Annotated in this window: 17 protein-coding genes; 10 read left to right on the top strand and 7 right to left on the bottom strand. The window is 34.3% G+C overall.

Annotated features, from left to right (window positions below; translation table 11 throughout):
* Window positions 1-32 precede the first annotated feature (32 nt).
* Both TA89_RS10310 and TA89_RS10305 read right to left on the bottom strand, forming a co-directional pair.
* A complete protein-coding gene (locus tag TA89_RS10310) occupies window positions 33-716 on the bottom strand; it encodes a Crp/Fnr family transcriptional regulator (protein WP_040213189.1) in 684 nt (227 codons plus the stop codon).
* 87 nt (window positions 717-803) lie between these two features.
* Window positions 804-2291: a phytoene desaturase family protein gene (locus TA89_RS10305; protein ID WP_040213188.1), complete on the bottom strand. Its 1488-nt coding sequence runs from the start codon at window positions 2289-2291 to the stop codon at window positions 804-806.
* A 395-nt stretch (window positions 2292-2686) separates the two neighbouring features.
* Between TA89_RS10305 and TA89_RS10300 the strand changes: the two genes are divergently transcribed.
* Both TA89_RS10300 and TA89_RS10295 read left to right on the top strand, forming a co-directional pair.
* Window positions 2687-4747: a HelD family protein gene (locus TA89_RS10300; RefSeq protein ID WP_040213187.1), complete on the top strand. Its 2061-nt coding sequence runs from the start codon at window positions 2687-2689 to the stop codon at window positions 4745-4747.
* A 495-nt stretch (window positions 4748-5242) separates the two neighbouring features.
* Window positions 5243-6853 (top strand): PTS transporter subunit EIIC, encoded by a 1611-nt coding sequence (locus TA89_RS10295; protein WP_040213186.1) that lies wholly within the window; start codon window positions 5243-5245, stop codon window positions 6851-6853.
* 88 nt (window positions 6854-6941) lie between these two features.
* Here TA89_RS10295 and TA89_RS10290 read toward each other — a convergent pair whose 3' ends face one another.
* Window positions 6942-7718: a MurR/RpiR family transcriptional regulator gene (locus tag TA89_RS10290; RefSeq protein ID WP_052447435.1), complete on the bottom strand. Its 777-nt coding sequence runs from the start codon at window positions 7716-7718 to the stop codon at window positions 6942-6944.
* A gap of 257 nt (window positions 7719-7975) precedes the next feature.
* Between TA89_RS10290 and TA89_RS10285 the strand changes: the two genes are divergently transcribed.
* The 4 genes from TA89_RS10285 to TA89_RS10270 all read left to right on the top strand — a co-directional run bounded on the left by TA89_RS10285 (window position 7976) and on the right by TA89_RS10270 (window position 12357).
* Window positions 7976-9256 (top strand): Zn-dependent hydrolase, encoded by a 1281-nt coding sequence (locus tag TA89_RS10285; RefSeq protein WP_040213184.1) that lies wholly within the window; start codon window positions 7976-7978, stop codon window positions 9254-9256.
* Window positions 9257-9304: 48 nt separating this feature from the next.
* The gene (locus TA89_RS10280) at window positions 9305-9808 is read left to right on the top strand and encodes a PTS sugar transporter subunit IIA (RefSeq protein ID WP_040213183.1); all 504 of its coding nucleotides are present in this window, start codon (window positions 9305-9307) and stop codon (window positions 9806-9808) included.
* A gap of 18 nt (window positions 9809-9826) precedes the next feature.
* Window positions 9827-11236 carry a M24 family metallopeptidase gene (locus tag TA89_RS10275; RefSeq protein ID WP_052447434.1) on the top strand — a complete coding sequence of 470 codons (1410 nt, stop codon included), beginning with the start codon at window positions 9827-9829 and terminating at the stop codon, window positions 11234-11236.
* 233 nt (window positions 11237-11469) lie between these two features.
* Window positions 11470-12357, top strand: a complete 888-nt coding sequence (locus TA89_RS10270; protein WP_040213182.1) for a cation diffusion facilitator family transporter — start codon at window positions 11470-11472, stop codon at window positions 12355-12357.
* 1 nt (window position 12358) lies between these two features.
* On the opposite strand, the gene TA89_RS10265 is transcribed toward TA89_RS10270, so the two are convergent.
* Entirely contained in the window at window positions 12359-12898 is a 540-nt protein-coding gene (locus tag TA89_RS10265; protein ID WP_052447432.1) for a TetR/AcrR family transcriptional regulator, read from the bottom strand.
* A 111-nt stretch (window positions 12899-13009) separates the two neighbouring features.
* On the opposite strand from TA89_RS10265, the gene TA89_RS10260 reads away from it, so the two are divergent.
* The gene (locus tag TA89_RS10260; protein ID WP_040213181.1) at window positions 13010-13861 is read left to right on the top strand and encodes a DegV family protein; all 852 of its coding nucleotides are present in this window, start codon (window positions 13010-13012) and stop codon (window positions 13859-13861) included.
* 166 nt (window positions 13862-14027) lie between these two features.
* Window positions 14028-14789 (top strand): DUF4886 domain-containing protein, encoded by a 762-nt coding sequence (locus tag TA89_RS10255; RefSeq protein WP_052447430.1) that lies wholly within the window; start codon window positions 14028-14030, stop codon window positions 14787-14789.
* Between the two features lie 85 nt (window positions 14790-14874).
* Here TA89_RS10255 and TA89_RS10250 read toward each other — a convergent pair whose 3' ends face one another.
* Genes TA89_RS10250 through TA89_RS10240 form a run of 3 tightly spaced genes read right to left on the bottom strand, consistent with a single transcriptional unit; the run spans window position 14875 to window position 17912 of the window.
* Complete coding sequence (locus TA89_RS10250; protein ID WP_040213180.1) at window positions 14875-16377, bottom strand: polyamine aminopropyltransferase; 1503 nt, start codon at window positions 16375-16377, stop codon at window positions 14875-14877.
* On the bottom strand, window positions 16377-16808 hold the full coding sequence (locus TA89_RS10245) for a DUF350 domain-containing protein (protein ID WP_040213178.1): 432 nt from the start codon (window positions 16806-16808) through the stop codon (window positions 16377-16379). The genes TA89_RS10250 and TA89_RS10245 overlap by 1 nt, the downstream gene beginning before the upstream one ends.
* A gap of 21 nt (window positions 16809-16829) precedes the next feature.
* The gene (locus TA89_RS10240; protein ID WP_052447427.1) at window positions 16830-17912 is read right to left on the bottom strand and encodes a DUF4178 domain-containing protein; all 1083 of its coding nucleotides are present in this window, start codon (window positions 17910-17912) and stop codon (window positions 16830-16832) included.
* A gap of 578 nt (window positions 17913-18490) precedes the next feature.
* Between TA89_RS10240 and TA89_RS10235 the strand changes: the two genes are divergently transcribed.
* Both TA89_RS10235 and TA89_RS10230 read left to right on the top strand, forming a co-directional pair.
* The gene (locus TA89_RS10235) at window positions 18491-20104 is read left to right on the top strand and encodes a PTS system mannose/fructose/sorbose family transporter subunit IID (RefSeq protein WP_040213176.1); all 1614 of its coding nucleotides are present in this window, start codon (window positions 18491-18493) and stop codon (window positions 20102-20104) included.
* 85 nt (window positions 20105-20189) lie between these two features.
* Window positions 20190-20606 (top strand): PTS sugar transporter subunit IIA (locus TA89_RS10230; protein WP_052447426.1); only part of this gene is annotated, 417 nt, incomplete at its 3' end.

Genomic DNA, 20606 nt, shown 5'->3' with positions numbered 1-20606 from the left:
ATGAGGGAAGTTTTCTTCCCTCATTTTTTTATTTAAATATTAGTTTTTATAAGTTCCTTAAGTCTCCCTTTATCAATTAACCTGATAGTACCTCGATTTAATTCTACTATACCTTCTTTGGCAAAGTAATTAAGCATTCGGGAAACAACCTCCCTTGCGCTGCCCATATATTTTGCAATCTGCTCATGGGTAAGCTTTAATATATCCCTTTTATTTTTGTAAGCTTCATCAAGAAGGAAGATTGCAAGACGTTGATCAAAGCTCTTAAAAAGTATCTGCTCCATTGTCCACATCACATCGGAAAATTTATCTGCGGTAATCCCTAAGGAAAAGTTTTCAACATGAGGATTTTCACTGCTTAGCTTTGATAAAGCTAAAGAATCAATCAATAATACCTCGCTGTCTTTTTCAGCATCAATGTGTACATCAAAGGTTATATTTTTAAGCAGGCAGGAAGCTGAAAGTATACAGACCTCACCGTCATTGAGACGATATAAAGTCACTTCTCTTCCTTCTTCAGAGAGAATATAGGTGCGCAATTCTCCGCTTTTTATGAGAAGCATACCAGAACATTCATTATCTGCACTATATATTTTTGCGCCTTTTTTATATTTAACCGGTACAGTATTTTTTACCAGCAAATCCTGTTCTTTTTCCGTAAGATGATTCCAAAAGGTTAATGCTTCTTTTAAATAGGATAGGTTTTCTTTTATCATTGTATAATTCCTTAAAATTATTATTTTTATATTTATTTTAACAGCAGCTATATTTTACCATGAAAAAGCAGAATGGTAAAATCATCATTATATATTTCCTTGAAATACAACATCATAATCTCTGCAGAGGTATTGTGCTGCCTGCCGTCCGGTAATAAGTGCTACAGGCATACCTCCGGGCGGCTGAAGCCTCTGACCTGCAAAATAAAGTCCTTCTATATTTTCCGGCTTACATGGGTAGGATACCAATTTATTTCCCGGAGGCATCAGAGTCATCCAGGAGCCATGGTAAGTACCACAGTATCTTTCGTAGGTTAGCGGTGTGGCAATGTCCCATACCACAAACTTACCTTTGGCAGCTGGGATTTTTTCCTCCAGCCGTGCAATCACTTGTTCTGCCAGCTCCTGTTTTTTTTGCTTATAAGAACCATCGGAGGAAGCTGCTTTCCAGAAATCATATTCTCCCTCTAAAATCATGGTAAGGGCAGTACAGTCTTCCGGAGCATAGCCTTCATAATCTGCATAATTATTAATGCTGATAGAATTCAGTTGCTTCCCAGCGAAGGTGATTGGTTTATCCAGGGGGTAGATTACCGTGGAAGGGATATGGGATAAATCTGCTTCTACACCTAAACCAACAAAGGTGCAGTTTACAGGTTTAGTGTTCTTTCTCATATCTTCAGCCCAGGGTTCACCTATAGGTGTTTCAAATAAAGTATCAATGGCAGAAAGGGTGTCTGAAGCTATTATCACAGCATCAGCTGTTATAAATGAACCATCAGCAAAGACACCTGAAGCTCTTCCTTTATCTGTTACAACCTTTTCAGCCTTTACACCATATCGGATATTTCCGCCCAGTTCCTCAAAACGTTTCGCCATGTTCCGAGCCATTTTCAGGGAACCTCCCTCCAGATAACCTCCGTCTCCGGAAGCGAAACAAGCCATGGTAAAGAAAAGAGCAATGGCGGAATATTTATCGTTAGTTACCTGTGAAAACAGTAATCGGATAGCAGGATGTGAAAACTGACGGAGATATTCGCCCACAGACACTTTTCCCATAGAACCTATCCGTAAAAGCATTGGAAGCATTTTGGACAGTGCTCTTAAGGTGGAAGCAGCTTTTTCCTTTTTCTTCAGCTTCAATCCTGGAATATTATTAATGGGCACATTCATAGAAGTAAATGACTTAACATCTTTACAAAAGCGCAGGATATGTGGAGTATCCTTTGGAGAAATATCACAAAGATGTGCCTTTAGCTTTTCCAGATTCCTATATAGACAAGCAGTCTGACCTTTGTACTGGCAAGAGATGAAAGGATCCCGGTAATAGATAGGGGAATCCTTACTCAATGCTCCTACCTCCTGCCAAAACCTGTTAATAGGATTTTTTTCATCTGAGCCTGTGAGCCAATGCATACTTCCTTCAAAAAGATATCCCTTTCGTCTCCAGCTTGTGCAGATTCCTCCCGGTATGGTGTGCTGCTCCAGTAAGGTCACATGGAAGCCGCTTTGCAATGCATATATACCTGCAGCCATTCCGGAAATGCCTGCGCCAACAACGATAACTTTTGTCATTGCTGTTTCCTCCTTATAATATTTACCATATATATTGCCTAATAGATTATATGTAAGAATCTGTTTCTAAAGTCATAGTTGTATTGATTTTTAAATTTCAGTAGTATCTTGGATCCCTTTCAGGTAAGAGGGGCTATTATTAGTATTGAAGGTTTATCATATGAAGAAAGCGCTAGAAGAGCTGCTCAATAGGCCAAAGGATTTACTTAATTATAAGTTTGAAGCTATATCAAAAAGAGAAAATAAAATTGTGAAATAATGTAAAAAGGTATTGCTCCTAAGGGCAATACCTAATCTACATAATAACACCGGTTAAAGAAAAAGTCTATACTTTTTTATTCTTTCCTATATACTTAATTTGTTATCAATTAAGAAATTTGGAAGGAGATAAATATATGTTTAAAACAGCAGAAAGGGATGAAAAAAAGTATTTAAAAGAAGTATTGCATAAGCTTAATGCTTCCTTTGACAGTATAGAGCAAAGAATAACTAATTATTTCACAGGAATATTGGAAACAAAAAGATATATATATGAAAACCTGGCGCAGCTTGATTCTGCAGAAAAAGCCGCAAACAGGATAGATGTGCATCATAATATACAATTAGGTGAGGAGGCTGTTAAGGAGAAGGAAAAGCTTCAAAAACTCATTAAGTCTCCATATTTCGGGAGGATAGATTTTGTCCCTGATGAAAAATCAAAAGAACAGGCAGTATATATAGGGACTCACGGATTTTTCGATGTTCACTCCGGCGGGAACATAATTTTTGATTGGAGAGCTCCTATATCCAGCATGTTTTATGATTTTGAATTAGGAAATGCCAATTATACAGCACCTTCAGGAAAAATTAAGGGAACCATAAAGCTTAAGAGACAGTATAGAATCAGAGAAAGTGAATTTGAATATATGATTGAAAGCTCTCTGAATATTGGAGATGAGATTTTACAAAAAGAATTAAGTCAGAACTCTGATGATAAGATGAAGAATATTGTTGCAACCATACAAAGAGAGCAGAATGTAATTATTAGAAATGAAGATGCAAAGGTGCTCCTTATACAGGGAGCTGCTGGTTCCGGAAAAACATCTATAGCACTGCACCGGATTGCATTCCTGCTATATAGATATAAAAATATCCTCAAATCCAATAATGTTTTAATTATTTCTCCAAGCAAGGTGTTCAGTAATTATATCTCTAATGTGCTGCCGGAATTGGGTGAGGAAAACATATTGGAAATGAGCTTCGAAGATATCGCAGAAGAGATGATAGAAAAGAAATATAAATATCAGACCTTTTCACAGCAGATAGAAATCTTACTTGGTATTGAAAAAGAGGATATGATTTTAAGAATTGAGTTTAAATCATCAAATAATTTTGTAAATGACCTACAAGCATATTTAGAATATGCCGATGAGAATTATTTCAATCCTGAGGAGCTTGATTTTGGTGTTTTTTCTATTTCTAAAGAGGAGCTCCTTTCACGATATTCATCCCTTAAAAGGCTGGCTATTAAGAAGAGACTGAAGAAAATAGCAGAGAATATAATTGAAAAATATAAGAGCGATACCGGTGAAAAGCTGGATGGAAAAACCTCCAGGCAAATTAAATCTGAAATTCTTAAATTATTTAAATTTAGAGACTCGGCATCATTATACCAAAATTTCTACAAGCATATAAATCAAGAGAATTTGTTTAGATTCATAGGGAAAAATACCTTTGAGTTTTCCGATGTTTTTCCTTTTATATATGTGAAAATGTATTTTGATGGAGTAGAGCATGATTATAAGTCTATAAAACATTTACTGGTAGATGAAATGCAGGATTATACTCCCATTCAGTATGAAGTTTTAGCAAAGTTATTTTCCTGTAAAATGACTGTTTTAGGGGATGGAAACCAAAGTGTTAATCCTTACAGTTCATCTACATTGGAAAAAATACGGAGAGTTTTTAATGACTGCGAAACTGTAGAACTATGCAGGAGTTATCGTTCAACCATTGAAATAAGCAATTTTTGTCAAAGGATTCTGGAGAATAAAAAGCTGATTCCAATAGAAAGGCATGGTGAGAAACCTAATATAATTCTATGCAGTACGGAAAGGGAAGAAATTGCAAAACTGCAGAAACAGATAAAGGAATTCAGAAAATCACCATATGCCTCTTTGGGAATTATCTGTAAATCTCAAAAATCAGCAAAGGAATTATATAAGAAAATATATACTGTAGATAGAGATGTGAAGCTCTTGGATTTTAATAGCAGTGAATTTAAAGAAGGGGTTGTAATTACTTCTGTCCACATGGCTAAGGGTCTTGAATTTGATCAGGTAATAGTTACTGATGCTTCAGAGCAGGAGTATAAAACCCAGATAGACAGGAGTTTATTGTATATTGCCTGCACAAGAGCGATGCATAAATTAGATTTGATATGTCATGGCAATAAAACAAAGCTCATAGATGTTTAGCTTATTTAATTACTAAGAGGGATTTAATTAAGTATATTAATTGGTTATATTATAATTATATATATCCTTAGAGTAGTAATAATAAGGGTTTTCTATTTTTAATAAATACAGTTTACTTATATAGATACACATGGTACATCTTAGGATAACCATGTGATTTTTTTTTCATGCTGTGAAATATTAATCAAAATAAGGCTAAAAAATTAGAATGCCTTAGAAATATTGTATGCAGATTTTTAAGGTGTTATTATAATTTCAGTCAAGTAATTAATTAAACCTAATAGATTGGAAAAGAAAAAAATAGGTCTTAAAAGAGGGGGGAGGTAATTTAAATTATCTAATCTCTATTTCCAAGGGCTGTAGTTTAAAAATCAGTAAGGAATTATTAATTTAAGCATAATGTAATCGTTAAAACTGATTTTTTGATAGCTGGATTGGGAAAGGTTATAAATTCATAAGAATTTAAAACTTTATTTAACAAATAGGAGGAACAGTATGAGAACTAAAATACAAAAACTTGGTAAAACATTAATGGGACCATTATCAATAATTGTTGCATCAGGATTGCTTTTAGGTATTGTATCTATATTACAAAATCCAAATATTGTTGGTGATGCTGTTTCCAATGCTTATTATGTGAAAAATTTCATAGGTGGCGTGCAGGCAATTGTTTCTATGATGTTTGGTTTATTACCTATTTTATTTGCTATTTCAGTAGCAACAGGAATGGCAAAAGAGGACAAGGAGATAGCTGGATTTGCTGTAGTTATCGCTTTTGTAATTTTTCATGTAGTTATTAGCTATCTGCTTAAATTAGGCAATATTACAGCTGAAACTACTTCAGTGGAATATTTAATGAATCAGGGAAGAACCCAGCTTGAGGCTTTCCAGATATCCTCTGCTTATGAAACTTTATTAGGTATTTTTACATATCGTATGGGTATTTTTGGAGGTATTTTAGTAGGATTATGGACTGCATTTATCCACAACAGATACCATACACAACAGCTTCCTACAATCTTTAGTTTCTTCAGCGGTAATCGTTTTGTACCAATTATGATTATTGTTACAATACCTTTTGTATCAATTGCGTCTTATTTTATATGGCCTTATTTTAGTAATATAATTAATGGATTAGGCGGAGTAATTGCTAACACAGGAGCATTTGGAACTTTTATATATGGTTTTACAGAAAGACTGCTTATTCCAACAGGATTACACCACATATTAAATCAGTTAATCCGTTTTACACCAATTGGAGGTACTGCAGTAATTAATGGTGAAACCCTTACAGGAGCATTAACAATCTTTAATGCTGAATTAGCATTAAACCAGCCTAACTTAGAAGTTTTAAGACAATCAACTCGTTTCTTAACACAAGGAACTCATGCATTTATGGTTTTTGGACTACCTGCTGCATGTTATGCTATGTATAAAACAGCTCATCCTGAGAAGCGTAAAAAAGTTAAAGGAATGCTTCTTGCAGCTGCGCTGACTTCCTTTGCTACAGGTATAACTGAACCTATAGAATTTGCATTCATATTTATATCTCCAGTTCTTTGGCTGTTCCATGCATTTATGGCAGGACTATCATTTATGTTGATGACATTATTTAAGGTAGCTGTTGGAAATGCCGGCGGAGGAATGATCGATTTAACAATATTTGGAATCCTGCAAGGATCTTATACTAAATGGTATTTAGTTGTTGCACTTGGTGTTGCTTATGCTGTAATTTACTATTTCGTATTTAAATATGTTATTGTAAAATTTGATGTTAAAACACCTGGAAGAGATTTGGAAATTGATTTAGATGAAAATGAGGATAATTTAAAATTAGATACCTATGGATTAGGAAGCAAAATTCTTAAAGCATTAGGCGGAATAGAGAATATTGTAGAAATTGATAATTGTATATCCAGATTAAGATTAGTATTGAAGGATACATCTATAGTAAATGAATCCTTATTAAAAGAAACCGGATCAATGGGAATTGTTAGAATCGATAATAGTAATATTCAGGTTGTATATGGCTCAAAAGTAGAAAAAGCAACACAAGCATTAAAAAAGGAAGTAAAATGCCAAAACAGCAAGAATACTTCAAATTAAAAGAGAGCTAAAGGCTGATAAATAAAAACAAGCAAATCCCTGCTTCTTTTGAGGTGGGGATTTGCTGACTTTTACTGTGATTTAATCTTTAACTTTCCGTAGCATTTACTCCTAAATAATTATTAAAACCTTCGTATAGTAAACTTAAAACCAAATTTAATGTACAAAAAGAGGAGTTATTTAAATTGTTTATCTTGTTTAAATAAGAAACCTGATAATAAATATTGAAGGTTGCTAAATTAGCTAAATCATTTCTGGAAAATGAAGTTACAGATATGATTGGTACCTGTTTAACTATAATATTTTTAACTATATGATCGAAACTATCTATATTTCCTGATAATGAAGCTACTATTAATAGATCTTTAGAGGTTATTGAATGAGAAATTAGTTCAAGCTCCGTTTTTCTTGGGATGATTTTCAAATGAATATTATTATTTAGCAAGCATCTTGAAAATTCCTGAAGCATCAAATTTTGACCGTATCCTGTTCCGTAAGCAAAGATATTATTTGCTTCTGACAATAGCTTATATATTTTTTCTAAGCTTTTATCTTCTTCAAAGAACTTGATAGTCTGGGTAACATCTCTAAGCAAAACTGAACTTTCAAATTGTTGATTTTTAGGAGTTTTATTTTGCTTTACTTTGTCAGCTTCTTTTTTTAGAAAATAGCGGAATTCACTATATCCGGCAAAATTTAATTTCTTAGTCGTTCTAACTACAGTAGAAGGAGAAACATTGCATAGCTTAGCTATTTCTAAAACGGTTTTATCCTTACACAATTCCAGATTTTGCTGAATAAAATTCAAAACATGTATATCATTTTCGCTTAAGGAATCAAAATATTTATTAATCAACGTTTCCATTTTTGTAATTAGTACCTCCTGCATTTCATGAATTATATTGCAAAGCTTATTATATCATAAAAGCACCATGCTTACAGCAGTGATAATAAAAGGAGGCTTACATATTATTACCTGATTTTTTTTTCACGCTGCGAAATTATAACCTAAATAAGACTGCAAAATTTAAATCCCTTATAGACATTGTTTATGACTTTCATGGGTGCTACTATTACTTTAGATTGCAGAATACAATACATTTCGAAAGGATGGCGATAATTGTGAAGATTAATTTAGATAGGGTTATTAAGGATATTGAAACATTAGCTACTTTTACTGCCACTCCCGGTAATGGAGTTACAAGGCTTTCATATACTAAGGAGGACAGGGCAGCCAGAGAATATTTAATAAGCGAGATGAAAAAAATTGGATTAAAGGTATGGGAGGACGGATTTTCAAATTTATTTGGCCGCAGAGAAGGAAAAAATCCTGAAGCACCGGTTATTTTGATTGGCTCTCACTATGATTCAGTAACTAATGGAGGAGCTTTTGACGGAGTAGCTGGAGTAGTAGCAGCTTTGGAAGTTCTAAGAGTTTTTGAAGAAAATAATATTGAAAACTATTATCCAATAGAAATAATCGCAATGAATGCTGAAGAAGGACACAGATTTGGAGTTGGTACAGGAGTTGCAAATTCCCGTGCACTTATAGGTCGTTTTGTAGAAGAAGAATTAGATCTTGCTAAGGACAAAAATGGAATTAGCAAAAGACAGGCTATGATAGAATACGGTTTTACTCCTGATTTGGAAAGTGCTAAGAGACCGGAAGGTTCTATAAAAACTTTTATAGAGCTTCATGTGGAACAAGGTCCTATACTTGATAACAATAAAAAAGAAATAGGATTAGTAGAGGATTTCCCTGGAATAGGAAGATATAAGGTGAAGTTTCAGGGAGAATTAAAGGCTACTACTGCACCTATGGATATTAGAAAGGATGCTTTAGTTGCTGCTTCAAAGTTTGTATTAGCAGTTAACAAAATACTGAAAGAGATAGGGGGAGGAATCACAGGAAACGTTGGAGAGTTGACTATATCTCCTAATTCTCATCAATTTGTTCCTGAATTTGCAGAGGCATCAGTAGAGGTTAGAGTTTTTGATGACAAGGTATTAAGTGAAGTAAATCTATATGAAGAATTTAAAAAGGAAATAGAGGCTATAGAGGAAGAGACAAAAGTAAAAATAGAATTAAGTGAAGTTGCTCGAAGAGGTTACAGCAACCCTACACCTCCCAGCCATATGTCAGCAAAGAACAATGAAATTGCAAAGAAAATTTGTGATGAACTAGGATATAGCTGTATGGTATTAAAAGAGGGTACCGGTCATGATGCAATGATGATGTCAGAGTTTATCCCTACAAATATGATTTTTGTACCAAGCAAAAGAGGCGGCATAACACATCATCCAGATGAATGGACTGAATATGAAGATTTGAAAAAGGGAATCGACGTATTGCTGTATTCGGTAAAAGAGCTAAGCAGCAGTGAAGAAATGCAGCAGGATTAATATTATTGCTTCTATTATAATGACTTTGAATTAAAAGGAAGGATAATTATGTTTAAAAAATTGTTTGGCAAAAAAGAGAAGTTAACTAAAACCATGGAACTAAAGGCACATGCATCTGGTGATATAGTAAAGCTTGAGGATGTCCCAGATGCTGTATTTGCAGATAAAATGATGGGAGACGGTATAGCCATTATGCCTGCTGAAGGGAAAATAGTATCTCCTGTTGACGGTGAAATAATACAAATTTTCCCTACAAAGCATGCCCTAGGTATCAGAACAGAAAATGGTGTTGAAATCTTAATTCATATTGGTTTGGATACTGTTTCTATGAAGGGGGAAGGCTTTACGGCATACGTTGAAGAGGGAAAAAAAGTTAAAGCCGGAGATGTTCTTGTAACTGTTGACCTGGAATTAATAAAGAAAAAAGCAAAAAGTGCTGTAATACCAATGGTTATTACTAATGGTGATGTAATAGAAAAAATTGAAAAGCCAATTTTATCAGGAAAGGTTACTTCATTTAATGAAACAATTCTAAAGGTAACAGTAAAATAGTTGAGTGGAGGAAGTTAAATGATAACTAAGTATGATTATAAAAATGCAGGACTAAGGGAAATGGAAGCTCCAAATCCTGACTGCAGCGGAATACCTGTATTAATTGATGATGAAACTATGCAACTTAGAGCTAAAAAGGTATTAGAGCAAATGAAGCTTGCTGAATTGGATGTTTTATTAGTTTATGCAGATGTTGAGCATGGCAGCAATTTTGAATATCTTGTGGGCTTTATTCCACGATTTGAGGAAGCTCTTTTAGTTCTTCATTCTGATGGAAATGCTTTTCTTCTTTTAGGAAATGAAAATTACAATAAAGCTCAATATTCAAGGATTCCTGTTAAGGGAATACACTGTCCTCACTTTTCTTTACCAAATCAGCCTATGGAGCCCCATAAATCTTTTGACAGTTTCTTAATAGAAGCTGGAATTAAAAAAGGAATGAAGGCCGGATTAGTGGGTTGGAAGCATTTTACCAGTAGAGTAGAAGAAAACAGAAATATATTTGATGTTCCATATTTCATCGTAAATTCTATAAAGAAACTTCTTGGAGAGGATGGCTGCATTACTAATAGGGCGGATATATTCATCTCCGGAAATGATGGAGCACGCAGAGTTAATAATGCTAACGAAATAGCACATTATGAGTTTGGTGCATCTCTAGCTTCAGATTGTATGTTAAGAGCAATGGATAAGCTTGATGTTGGTGTTACCGAAATGGAATTAGGAAGTATGCTTAATGCTTTTGGTCAGAGAAATAGCGTGGTAACTATAGCAGCTGCAGGAAAAAGGTTCGAGAAAGGTAACTTATATCCTACAGATAAAAAAGTGATGTTAGGAGATGCAATATCTCTAACCGTGGGATATAAAGGAGGTTTATCCAGCAGAGCAGGATATGCAGTGATGAGTAATTCTGATCTTCCAGAACAGAAAAAACACTATGCCGAAGAGGTGGCAGCACCATATTTTACTGCCATTACAGCTTGGCTTGAGAATATACAAATTGGTATGAGAGGCAAAGATATGTATAATCTTATAGAATCTGTTATTCCTAAAGAAAAATATAATTGGTCTCTATGCCCAGGACACTTAACAGCTGATGAAGAGTGGATGTCCTCTCCTATATATGATGGTTCTGAGGAACTAATTAAAAGCGGAATGATTTTTCAAACTGACATTATTCCTCGTGTTCCAGGATATGATGGAGTATCTGCTGAAAGCACCATTGCACTTGCTGATGATGAGTTAAAGGAAGAAATTAGAGATAAGTATCCAGAGTTATGGAATAGGATTATAAAACGTAAAGAATATATGAAAAATATCCTTGGAATTAATTTAAGTGAAGATGTTCTTCCTTTATGCAGTACAGTTGCATATTTACGTCCGTTTCTTTTAAATAAAAAACTTTCATTTTGCTATAAGCATATATAATGATAAAGATCCTCTTAGGCTATTGGTCTGAGGGGATTTTTCTGTTTGTTTAAATTATGAAGGGATTTTAAGAAAGTTTATGCTTAGACCTTTTGAGATGTTTTCTTATATTTACCATTTAAGAAATTGCAAGGTAAATTTAGTTGTTCTATAATTAATTAAAGAAAGCTCTTAGCATCGGCTCTAAAGCAGCTTGAACTATAATGAAACGGAAGAAAAGAGGTGCACCATAAATGAGCCATAACCATAATCACAACCATGAAGCTCAAGAAAATATAAGAACAGCCTTCTTATTAAATTTTACTTTTACCATATTAGAAATTATAGGAGGACTTTGGACTAATAGTATGGCTATATTATCCGATGCACTCCATGACCTTGGTGATTCACTTTCCTTAGGGATTGCATGGTATTTAGAAAGATACGCAGAAAAAGGCCCTGATGAGAAGTTTTCCTTTGGATATGCCAGGTTTTCCCTGCTGGGAGCATTAGTTAACAGTCTGATACTGATAAGCGGTTCTACAGTTATTTTAATGAGGTCAATTCCAAGAATTTTTAAACCGGAAAGGGTAAATCCTACTGGAATGCTTATCTTCGCGGTTTTAGGCATACTTATTAACGGTGTAGCAGTCTTAAGATTAAAGAAAGGGACTTCCTTAAACGAAAGGGTTGTTTCCTGGCACCTCATGGAAGACGTCTTAGGATGGGCCGTGATTTTTATTGTCAGTATTGTACTTATGTTTATAGATTTACCAATACTTGACCCTATTTTATCTGTTTTGATTACTATATATGTACTATATAATGTGATGAAAAATTTAAAAGAAATTTTAAATGTTTTTCTCCAGGGAGTTCCTAAAAATTTATCCATCAGTGCAGTGCAGCAGGAAATTATAAATAAAACTAAAGTTAAGTCAGTGCATCATACTCATATTTGGTCATTAGAGGGGGAAAAGAATCTCTTAAGTACACATATAGTTGTAGGTAAAGAGATTGAACGTAAGGATGTTATTAAGATAAAGCATAAAATTAGAGAGCTGATGAAGGAAAAAGGAATAGACCATGTGACTATTGAGATAGACTTTGAAGGGGAAGAATGTGAAGAGGAAAACTGCTATTAGTTTATCTATGTATAAATAAATACACTACTTTTGCTATTTCCTCAGGGGATTCCTTCATTCCCCCTTCAATCCATTTTACATAAGTATTGCTTAAGGCACCGGCATAATAAAACAACTCGTATCTTGAATAAGAGGAATCAGGCAGAACATATACCTCCATATACTGGTTTAGGGCATTTATTAAAATAGAGTAAAGATTAGCCTTCATAAGAGTGCTTACAAAGGTATGATATTTCTGAAAGAATTGAAAACAGTGGCATATATGAGCATAATCATTAAAGCCGCCTATATCTGTTCTGGTTCTTGTTTCCTTGATATATTCAGCAACTATTTCCTGAAGGTATTTAGATAAAACCTCTGCTTTGGACTTAAAGTAATTATAATAGGTTCTGCGGGACACACCGGCTCTCTTAATTATATCCGTTACAGTTATGCTTTCTATATTGTGAGTATCCATTAATTCTATTAGTGCTTCAGCTATACACATCCTTGTGAATTTATTTCTTTCTGTAGGGTTGGATTCTGGGTATATGCTTTCCATAACTGCCTCCATAATTAAAAGTTTACATTTCATAGGTTTTTGTAAATTGTATCATAAAAGAATTTAGTATACAATAACAGCTAGTAGTGAAAACAATATCGGAGGTAAAACATGAAATTTGGAATTGTAGTTGACTCAGGCTGTGATATAACTAATATAGAAATGGTATCCAATGAGAAAATTGAATTTAACAGAGCAGCATTAAAGCTGCAGGTTGGAGATAAAGAATTTATAGATGATTTTAATCTCAATGTAAAAGAATTTATGAAGGAAATGACTGAATATAAAGGTAAAACCGGAAGTGCAGCACCAAGCCCCGGGGATTGGTACAAATTTTATGAGCAATCAGATAATGTGTTTGCAGTGACAATTACCGGAGCTCTTTCAGGAAGCTATGCCAGTGCTCAGGTAGCTAAAAATATGCTCCTTGAAAAACATCCCGAAAAAAATATTCATCTTATAGATTCAAAATCCGCAGGACCTGAAATAACATTAATTGTATACAAATTAGTGAATCTTATTGCACAAGGATTGGAATTTGAAGAGATAGTAGAAGAAATTGAAAAATACCGAAAGCACACCAATCTGTTATTTGTTCTTGAATCTTTGGACAACCTTGTAAAAAATGGCCGTGTAAGCAAAGTTCAGGGGGCAATGGCTGGTCTTCTTGGAATAAAGATTATGGGCTGTGCCAGTGAAGAGGGAATGCTGGAGGTACTTAAAAAATCCAGAGGAAAACTCTCTGCTTACGATAAGGCTGTAGAAGAAATGATATCAAGAGGTTATAAGGGAGCAAAAGTAATAATAAGTCATTGTTTTAACGACGAAAGAGCAGAATATTTAAAGTCTATAATTAAAGACAAATACCCTAAGGCTGAAATTAAAATTATGGCTACAAGCGGTTTATGCAGCTATTATGCTGAAAAGGGCGGAATTTTAATAGGTTTTGAGGATTTCGAATAGAAAATATTAATATATTTATGGAGCTTGAAAAAGCTCCTATTTTTGTTGTTTTCCAAATATTATAGGATATTTTTATACATTGGTTAGAATAGTTGTTAAAGAGTTAAAATAGTTCATTTAACAGAAGTCTATATTGAGTTATAATCCATCATAGAGGAGGGATAATATGAATATTCTTGCAATAGGTAATAGCTTTTCTGAAGATGCAACTAAATATCTCCATCAAATTGCAGAAGCTGATGATGTGGATATAAACGTAGTAAATCTCTATATAGGGGGATGTTCACTGGAGACTCACTGGAATAATATACTACAGGATGAAAAGGCCTATGAGTATAGCTTAAACGGAAGCTTTGAAGGTAGAATGGCATCAATAAAAGAAGTGGTTTTAGAACATGAATGGGATTTTATTACTCTTCAGCAGGCCAGTGGCTTGTCTGGAATAAAAGAAAGCTTTTATCCCTATATTAGGGATATATCAAATTATTTAATAGAAACAGCACCAAATGCAAAACAGATAATTCACCAAACCTGGGCTTATGAAATAGACAGCACGCACCCAAGCTTTTTAAATTACAATAACAGCCAGGAAAATATGTATGAAAAACTTAAAGAGGCATATTATTCAGTGGCGGAGGATTTAAATCTGACTTTAATTCCCTGCGGTGATGTTGTACAAGCTGCTCGAAGGAATAAATGCTTTAATTACGGAAAGGGAGGAATATCCTTGTGCCGTGACGGATATCATATGGACTTTATTTATGGAAGATATCTAACCGCAGCGGTATGGTACAGGTTTTTTACCGGAAGATCTATTGTTAAAAATACCTTCCGCTTTGACTCTAGATCTGGAGCGGATGAAGTTTTAATAAAGGCTATAAAGTTGATAGTTGATGAAAAGTTGGAGGGTTTAAAGAACAGTAAATAAGAAAGAAATGTCCATTATGTGGACATTTCTGTTTTTTTGAAAAGATAATCCTATATAAATTCTCATTATCTATCTTACAATGAGTTTACTCCCAGTTTCTTATAGCTTCTGAATAATACTGAATTAATGCTGGTTTAGATAATGAGTTAATTTCCACTTTCTCTTTGGGCATTTCGTCCTTTCCAAAAATAAAAAGTGAGTGTATGTTATCCTGAGTAAGATATTTCGTATCAACCTGGAGTGCTGTTTCCTCCTTTAACGGCTTTTTAGAGGCTAAATTAAATCCCCAATCGCCAAAGGAGGGTACTTGCAAATGATATGGATGAACCAAAAAGCCTTCACTTTCCAAGGTGTCATTGATACACCAAAAGGCTTTGGAAGAATAATAAGGACTTGTTGACTGCACTGTCATAACCCCTTCCTCCGTCATAGCCTGATAACATAAACGATAAAAAGTATTTGTATAAAGCTTATTCAAAGACTCATTGTTAGGATCCGGCAAATCAACAATAATCACATCAAAATTTTCCTTTGTTTCTTTTAAAAATTGATAGGCATCCTGATTGACAATAGTTAATCTATCACTTTTCAAAGAATCCTTGTTTAAAGCTGTAATATTGGGGTTTTCCATACAAATAGAAACCATTTGTTCGTCCAAATCAACCAGTGTGATCTCTGTACCCTCATACTTTAATAACTCACGGACTGCAAGACCATCGCCTCCTCCAAGAACCAGAACCTTATCCTTTTGCTCTGCTTTTGCCATTGGAATATGGACTAATGCCTCATGATAACGATATTCGTCTAAAGAACAAAACTGTACATTGCCATCAATATACAGCCTTAAATCGTCCTTATGCTTTGTCATAACGATATGCTGATATTGGGTGTGCTCCGACAATATAACTCTGTCCCGGTATAAACCGTTTTCCACATGCTTTGAAATACTATCAGAAAAAAGCATTCCCATTGCCATTAAAATAAAAAGAACTACTACAGAAAATTTGTAAATGCGAACCTGTCGTATACGTCCAGCGTATTTAAATATAATAAGTGCAGCTGCAGCAGCATTCATACATCCTATAAAAAAGGCTGTTGCAAAATATCCCAGCTGTGGTAGCAACAGAAGGGGAAAAGCAATGGAACCCACAAGCCCTCCTATATAATCAAAACTGAAAATAGAGGATAGAGTAATTCTAAGATTATCATTATCATTTTCTATAATTCGAGTTAACAATGGAATTTCAGCTCCAACAAAGGTACCTATAATAATAATTTCCAAGTACATGACAATCTGATAAGTTTCCAAATACAAGTTGGCATAAAACAAAAGAAGCGCACTGGTTCCGCCAACAATAGCTACACCTATCTCGATGAAAACAAACCAATTAAATAAGTTATCTTTCATATACTTGGAAACATACGAACCAAGGCCCATTGCTGACATGTAAAGTCCAATGGTAATTGAGTAATGAAGCGTACTGTCTCCAAGTAAATACGAACTTACCGCACTGATAATCAGCTCATAACAAATAGAACAGCCGGAAATAATCAGAGTGGTAAGCATAAGCAGTCTATATTTTTTCATCAGCAGATAACTCCGCTAATTACAAGTGCCAGGCCTACAAAAATGCCAAAAACCATAATACCTGCTGCATTATTTCCGCTGCCAATCTCTTCATTCAAGTTATAACGCCTATTTAAGAAATATACTACTACATAACCAAGACTAAAAAATAAAATTCCTAGAACAAAGTATAGTACACTATTTAGAATTCCTGAAAGTAAACTTTCCTTTATAGCTTGTGATGCAGGCGACATAATAGCTGTACGCAAAATAATGCCGATTCCAATAAAAGAACCTGCACTTATCCATCCAACAGCCTGATTTCCTTTTTTAATCTCCGTTGGAAAATGACATGGCACAACTAAATCAATAAGGAAATTTCCTAATACCATAAGCACAATACCTAGCGCTGAATATATAGCTACATACATAATTTCTATCAATAATTCCATATTACCCATCTCCTTTTTTTATTATTTTCCACTGCTAAGACCTCCCCCGGAAGAAGGGCGGCTGTTTACACTGGATTGTCTTATACTTGAAGAATATACACTGTACGGATCGGAAGTGTTTACATTAACTTTTTCCCCATTGTAATTTTTGTAAGGGGAATCATATCTCCCAAAAGAATTAGAATCATTAGAGTATCCTCTGGAATAATAGTAGCGTCTATAATACACATAGGTCCCTCTGTGAGCGTGATAGGGGGACTTGTCTGTTGAATATGCATACTTGCGGCTTGAAATCTGCACAAGTACCTCCTGATCATTAGAAAGATATACAAGACAGTACTCTTCACTAGTTAAAATGGCCACGCTTTTATCGCCGTCTTCGGTATTTTGCTGCACATCCTCAACATTGCCTTTCACTGCCTGAATAATCTGCTTCACCGTGGTATCCAAATCAAATATAGATTGGTATACATCCGCTTTTTCATTATTATTCCCTGTAATGGAGGTTACATAGGTGTAGGACGACGGATTATCCTTCAAATATTTTGCAATAACATTTTTTTTGGAAAATATAGTATTAGCAAAAAAAGCTATGCCAATCAGTAGAATTAAAATAATAATAAAGGGTTTAAAGCTTCTTTTTCCCTTTAATTTCGAAGAGGAATTTTTATGTTTCTGTTCTCTTTGTAGATTCTGCTCTAAGCTTATCTCGTTGTAATCAAGGTAATATCCAAGAGAAAATTCCTTTTCATCATCCCATTGCTCCACAGATATAATATTTTCTTCAGAATCATCTTCATATTCAAAGAAAGACGCACGATCACCCACACTAACGTCTACTTCACCCCATATTCCAATAACCTCTTCAGTTCCCTGATCCACCTGATGAAATCCCTCTAATGGAGCTTGTATTACCCCATGTGATAAGGAGTATTCATCATAAATATCATCATAACTTAGCCACTGTTCAGTTCCTGTATTTTGCTGCTTAAGTCTATACTCAAACCAACGGCAATTGTCCTCCTGATTTTTGTATTGTATTTTTCCAATAATTCTATAAAGCTTTCCATCTACCCGAAGGGTATCTCCTACTTCATATTCCACATTCCATCTCCCCTTTAAGGTCACTTTCAAACTGACTGATATTATCTTTTTTACCCCAATTTATTTCACTTATTGTTAATATTTTAATATAATTCTAAAGACATTGTCTATAAAATATTGCAAGTATTACTATAAATACGGGACTTCCGCTATTATCCCTGATAAAATAAATGATTAATATTTAAAATATTTTCTTATTTTATGAACCACAAGCGTTGATGATGTGACTTCAGATTTCTATGAGGAGTATAAGAGGTATACCAGTGGTTTACTATGTGTAAATAATGGTAAAATGATAACTTTTACAAATTATTGTGATAAGAATTTTATCGTGAATGTTTTTAAAAAAAATTTGGAGATATAGTAAATTTAGTGATAACAATGGCATGGAATCATGCTTTGTATTAAATCAGTTAAAATAAATTTTTTTAAAAAACTATGTTTACCACTTGTAAATACCAATGGTTTATGATAACCTTTACTTAAGGTGGTTGTATTAATAAATAATTAACAATCAAAGAATATGGTTAATTTTTAGTGAAAAAATCACAGTTACTTTACAAAAAGGGGGATGAAAAATGATATTTCAAGCTTTATTAATTGCAATACTTGCAAACTTAGCCTGTGGTAGAGTATGGAGTCCAATAACTTGGCCATTTTGTTATCCACTGGTAACCGGTACTTTAGTTGGAATAATTTTAGGTGAACCTCAATTAGGGTTAGTTGCCGGAGCTACCATCAATCTTGCTTATTTAGGATGGATATCTGCAGGAGGAGCTATGCCTGGGAATATTGGTGTAGCGGGAGTTTATGGTACAGCTATAACCATCCTTGCTAAGGCGTCTCCAGAGTTAGCTTTAACTTTTGCTATACCTCTAGGACTTTTAGGTGTGTTATTATGGCAGCTTCAGATGACACTTAATATTTTCTGGGTACATAGATGTGATGCCAATGCTGAAAAAGGCGAAATCAATAAGATATGGCTCAATGCTGCTTTATTTCCACAGCTTACTTCTCTTTTAGTTAACGGACTTCCAGCGTTTTTATTGGTAATGTTCGGAGGAGATTTCATGATGAATCTCGTGGATAAAATTCCTCAAAGTTTAGTTAATGCACTTGGGGTTACCAGTGGTTTAATTCCTGCACTGGGAGTTGGAATGCTTTTAAACTTTTTAGCAAACAAACAGATGATAATATTTTTTATAATAGGTTTCTTTGCAAGCACTTATCTTAAATTAGGAATAATGCCATTAGCTATATTAGGTGCGTGTCTGGCTGTTTATAAATACTTTTCTGCAACATCTGATTCAGAAGGTTTACTTGATTCTAACCTTGATGAAAATGCGGATAGCGCTTCAGAAGTAAAGAATTACAGTGTAAAACTTAAAAAATCAGATCTTATAAAGCATTGGTTAATTGGACTAGGTGCGGAAATAGGATATAACTATGAAAGAATGCAGGCTTCAGGAAATGTTTTGGCAATGGTTCCTATTATTAAAAGATTATACAAAAATCCAGAGGATATCAGCGCTGCATTAAAGAGATATCTGGTTTTCTTTAATACAGAGCCTTCCTTCGTAGGTACTGTAATTCCTGGAATATGTGCTTCTATTGAAGAGGAAAAAGCAAATGGAGCAGATATTTCTGATGAAATGATTAATGGGTTAAGAACAGGTTTAATGGGACCAATGGCAGGTATTGGTGACAGCTTAGCAGGAGGAATTATATACCCAATCACTATTTCAATTGGATGTTCACTTGCACTTCAGGGAAATATGGCAGGTCCAGTGTTATTCTTCGTAATCTTTACAGGAATTATGTTGATTCTTGGATATAACTTATACATGATAGGATTCAGACAGGGTAGATCTGCAATCATGAAGATAATTGGAAATAGTAATTCATTAACAAATCTTACCAGTGCCTTTGCGATTCTAGGATTAATTGTTGTTGGAGCAATGGGGGCAGAAAGAGTGTTTTTAACTACACCTCTTCAGGTGACCATTGGGGAAACAAGCGTTGTTCTTCAGGAAGTTTTAGATGGATTGGTTAAAAACTTATTACCTTTTGGTGTGATAATGGGAACATGGGGGCTTTTAAAGAAAAAGATATCTCCTGTATACATCATACTAATTTTAATGGCAGTAGGAATTGTTGGATATTATCTTGGAATATTTGCCTACGTAGGATAAAGGTTACATACAACCACCGTAAAAGATAAGTTTATTATAAATTTATAATATTATTGCAGTTTATCTCATATTAGGAGGTGGAATATTGATAGGATTTGTAATTGCAACACATGGTGCATTAGGAAGTGGATTAAAAAGTGCTGTGGAGTTAATAGCAGGTGATGATTATAAAATTAAAGCAGTAGAATTAGTTCATGGAGAGGGCCCGGAAGAATATGAAAAAAGATTTAGGGAAGCTCTTGTAGAAATGGATGAAGGAGACGGCGTTTTCGTTTTTGTGGATTTCTACGGAGGTACGCCATGTAATACTGCTATGAGGTGTCTTAGAAACAGCGATATACCATGTATAATAGGCGTAAATTTACCTATGCTGCTGGAGGCTGTTACTCAAAGTGAATGTTCTAATATCAAGGAGCTAGAGGGGAATATATTAGAAATTGGTAAAGCTGGGATAACAACATTATCTGAGCAGATTAAGATTTTATCAAATAATATGGAAAAT

This window comes from Clostridium polynesiense (assembly GCF_000820705.1).
Classification (GTDB): domain Bacteria; phylum Bacillota; class Clostridia; order Clostridiales; family Clostridiaceae; genus Clostridium_AA; species Clostridium_AA polynesiense.
This window is presented reverse-complemented; position numbering and strand designations above follow the sequence as displayed.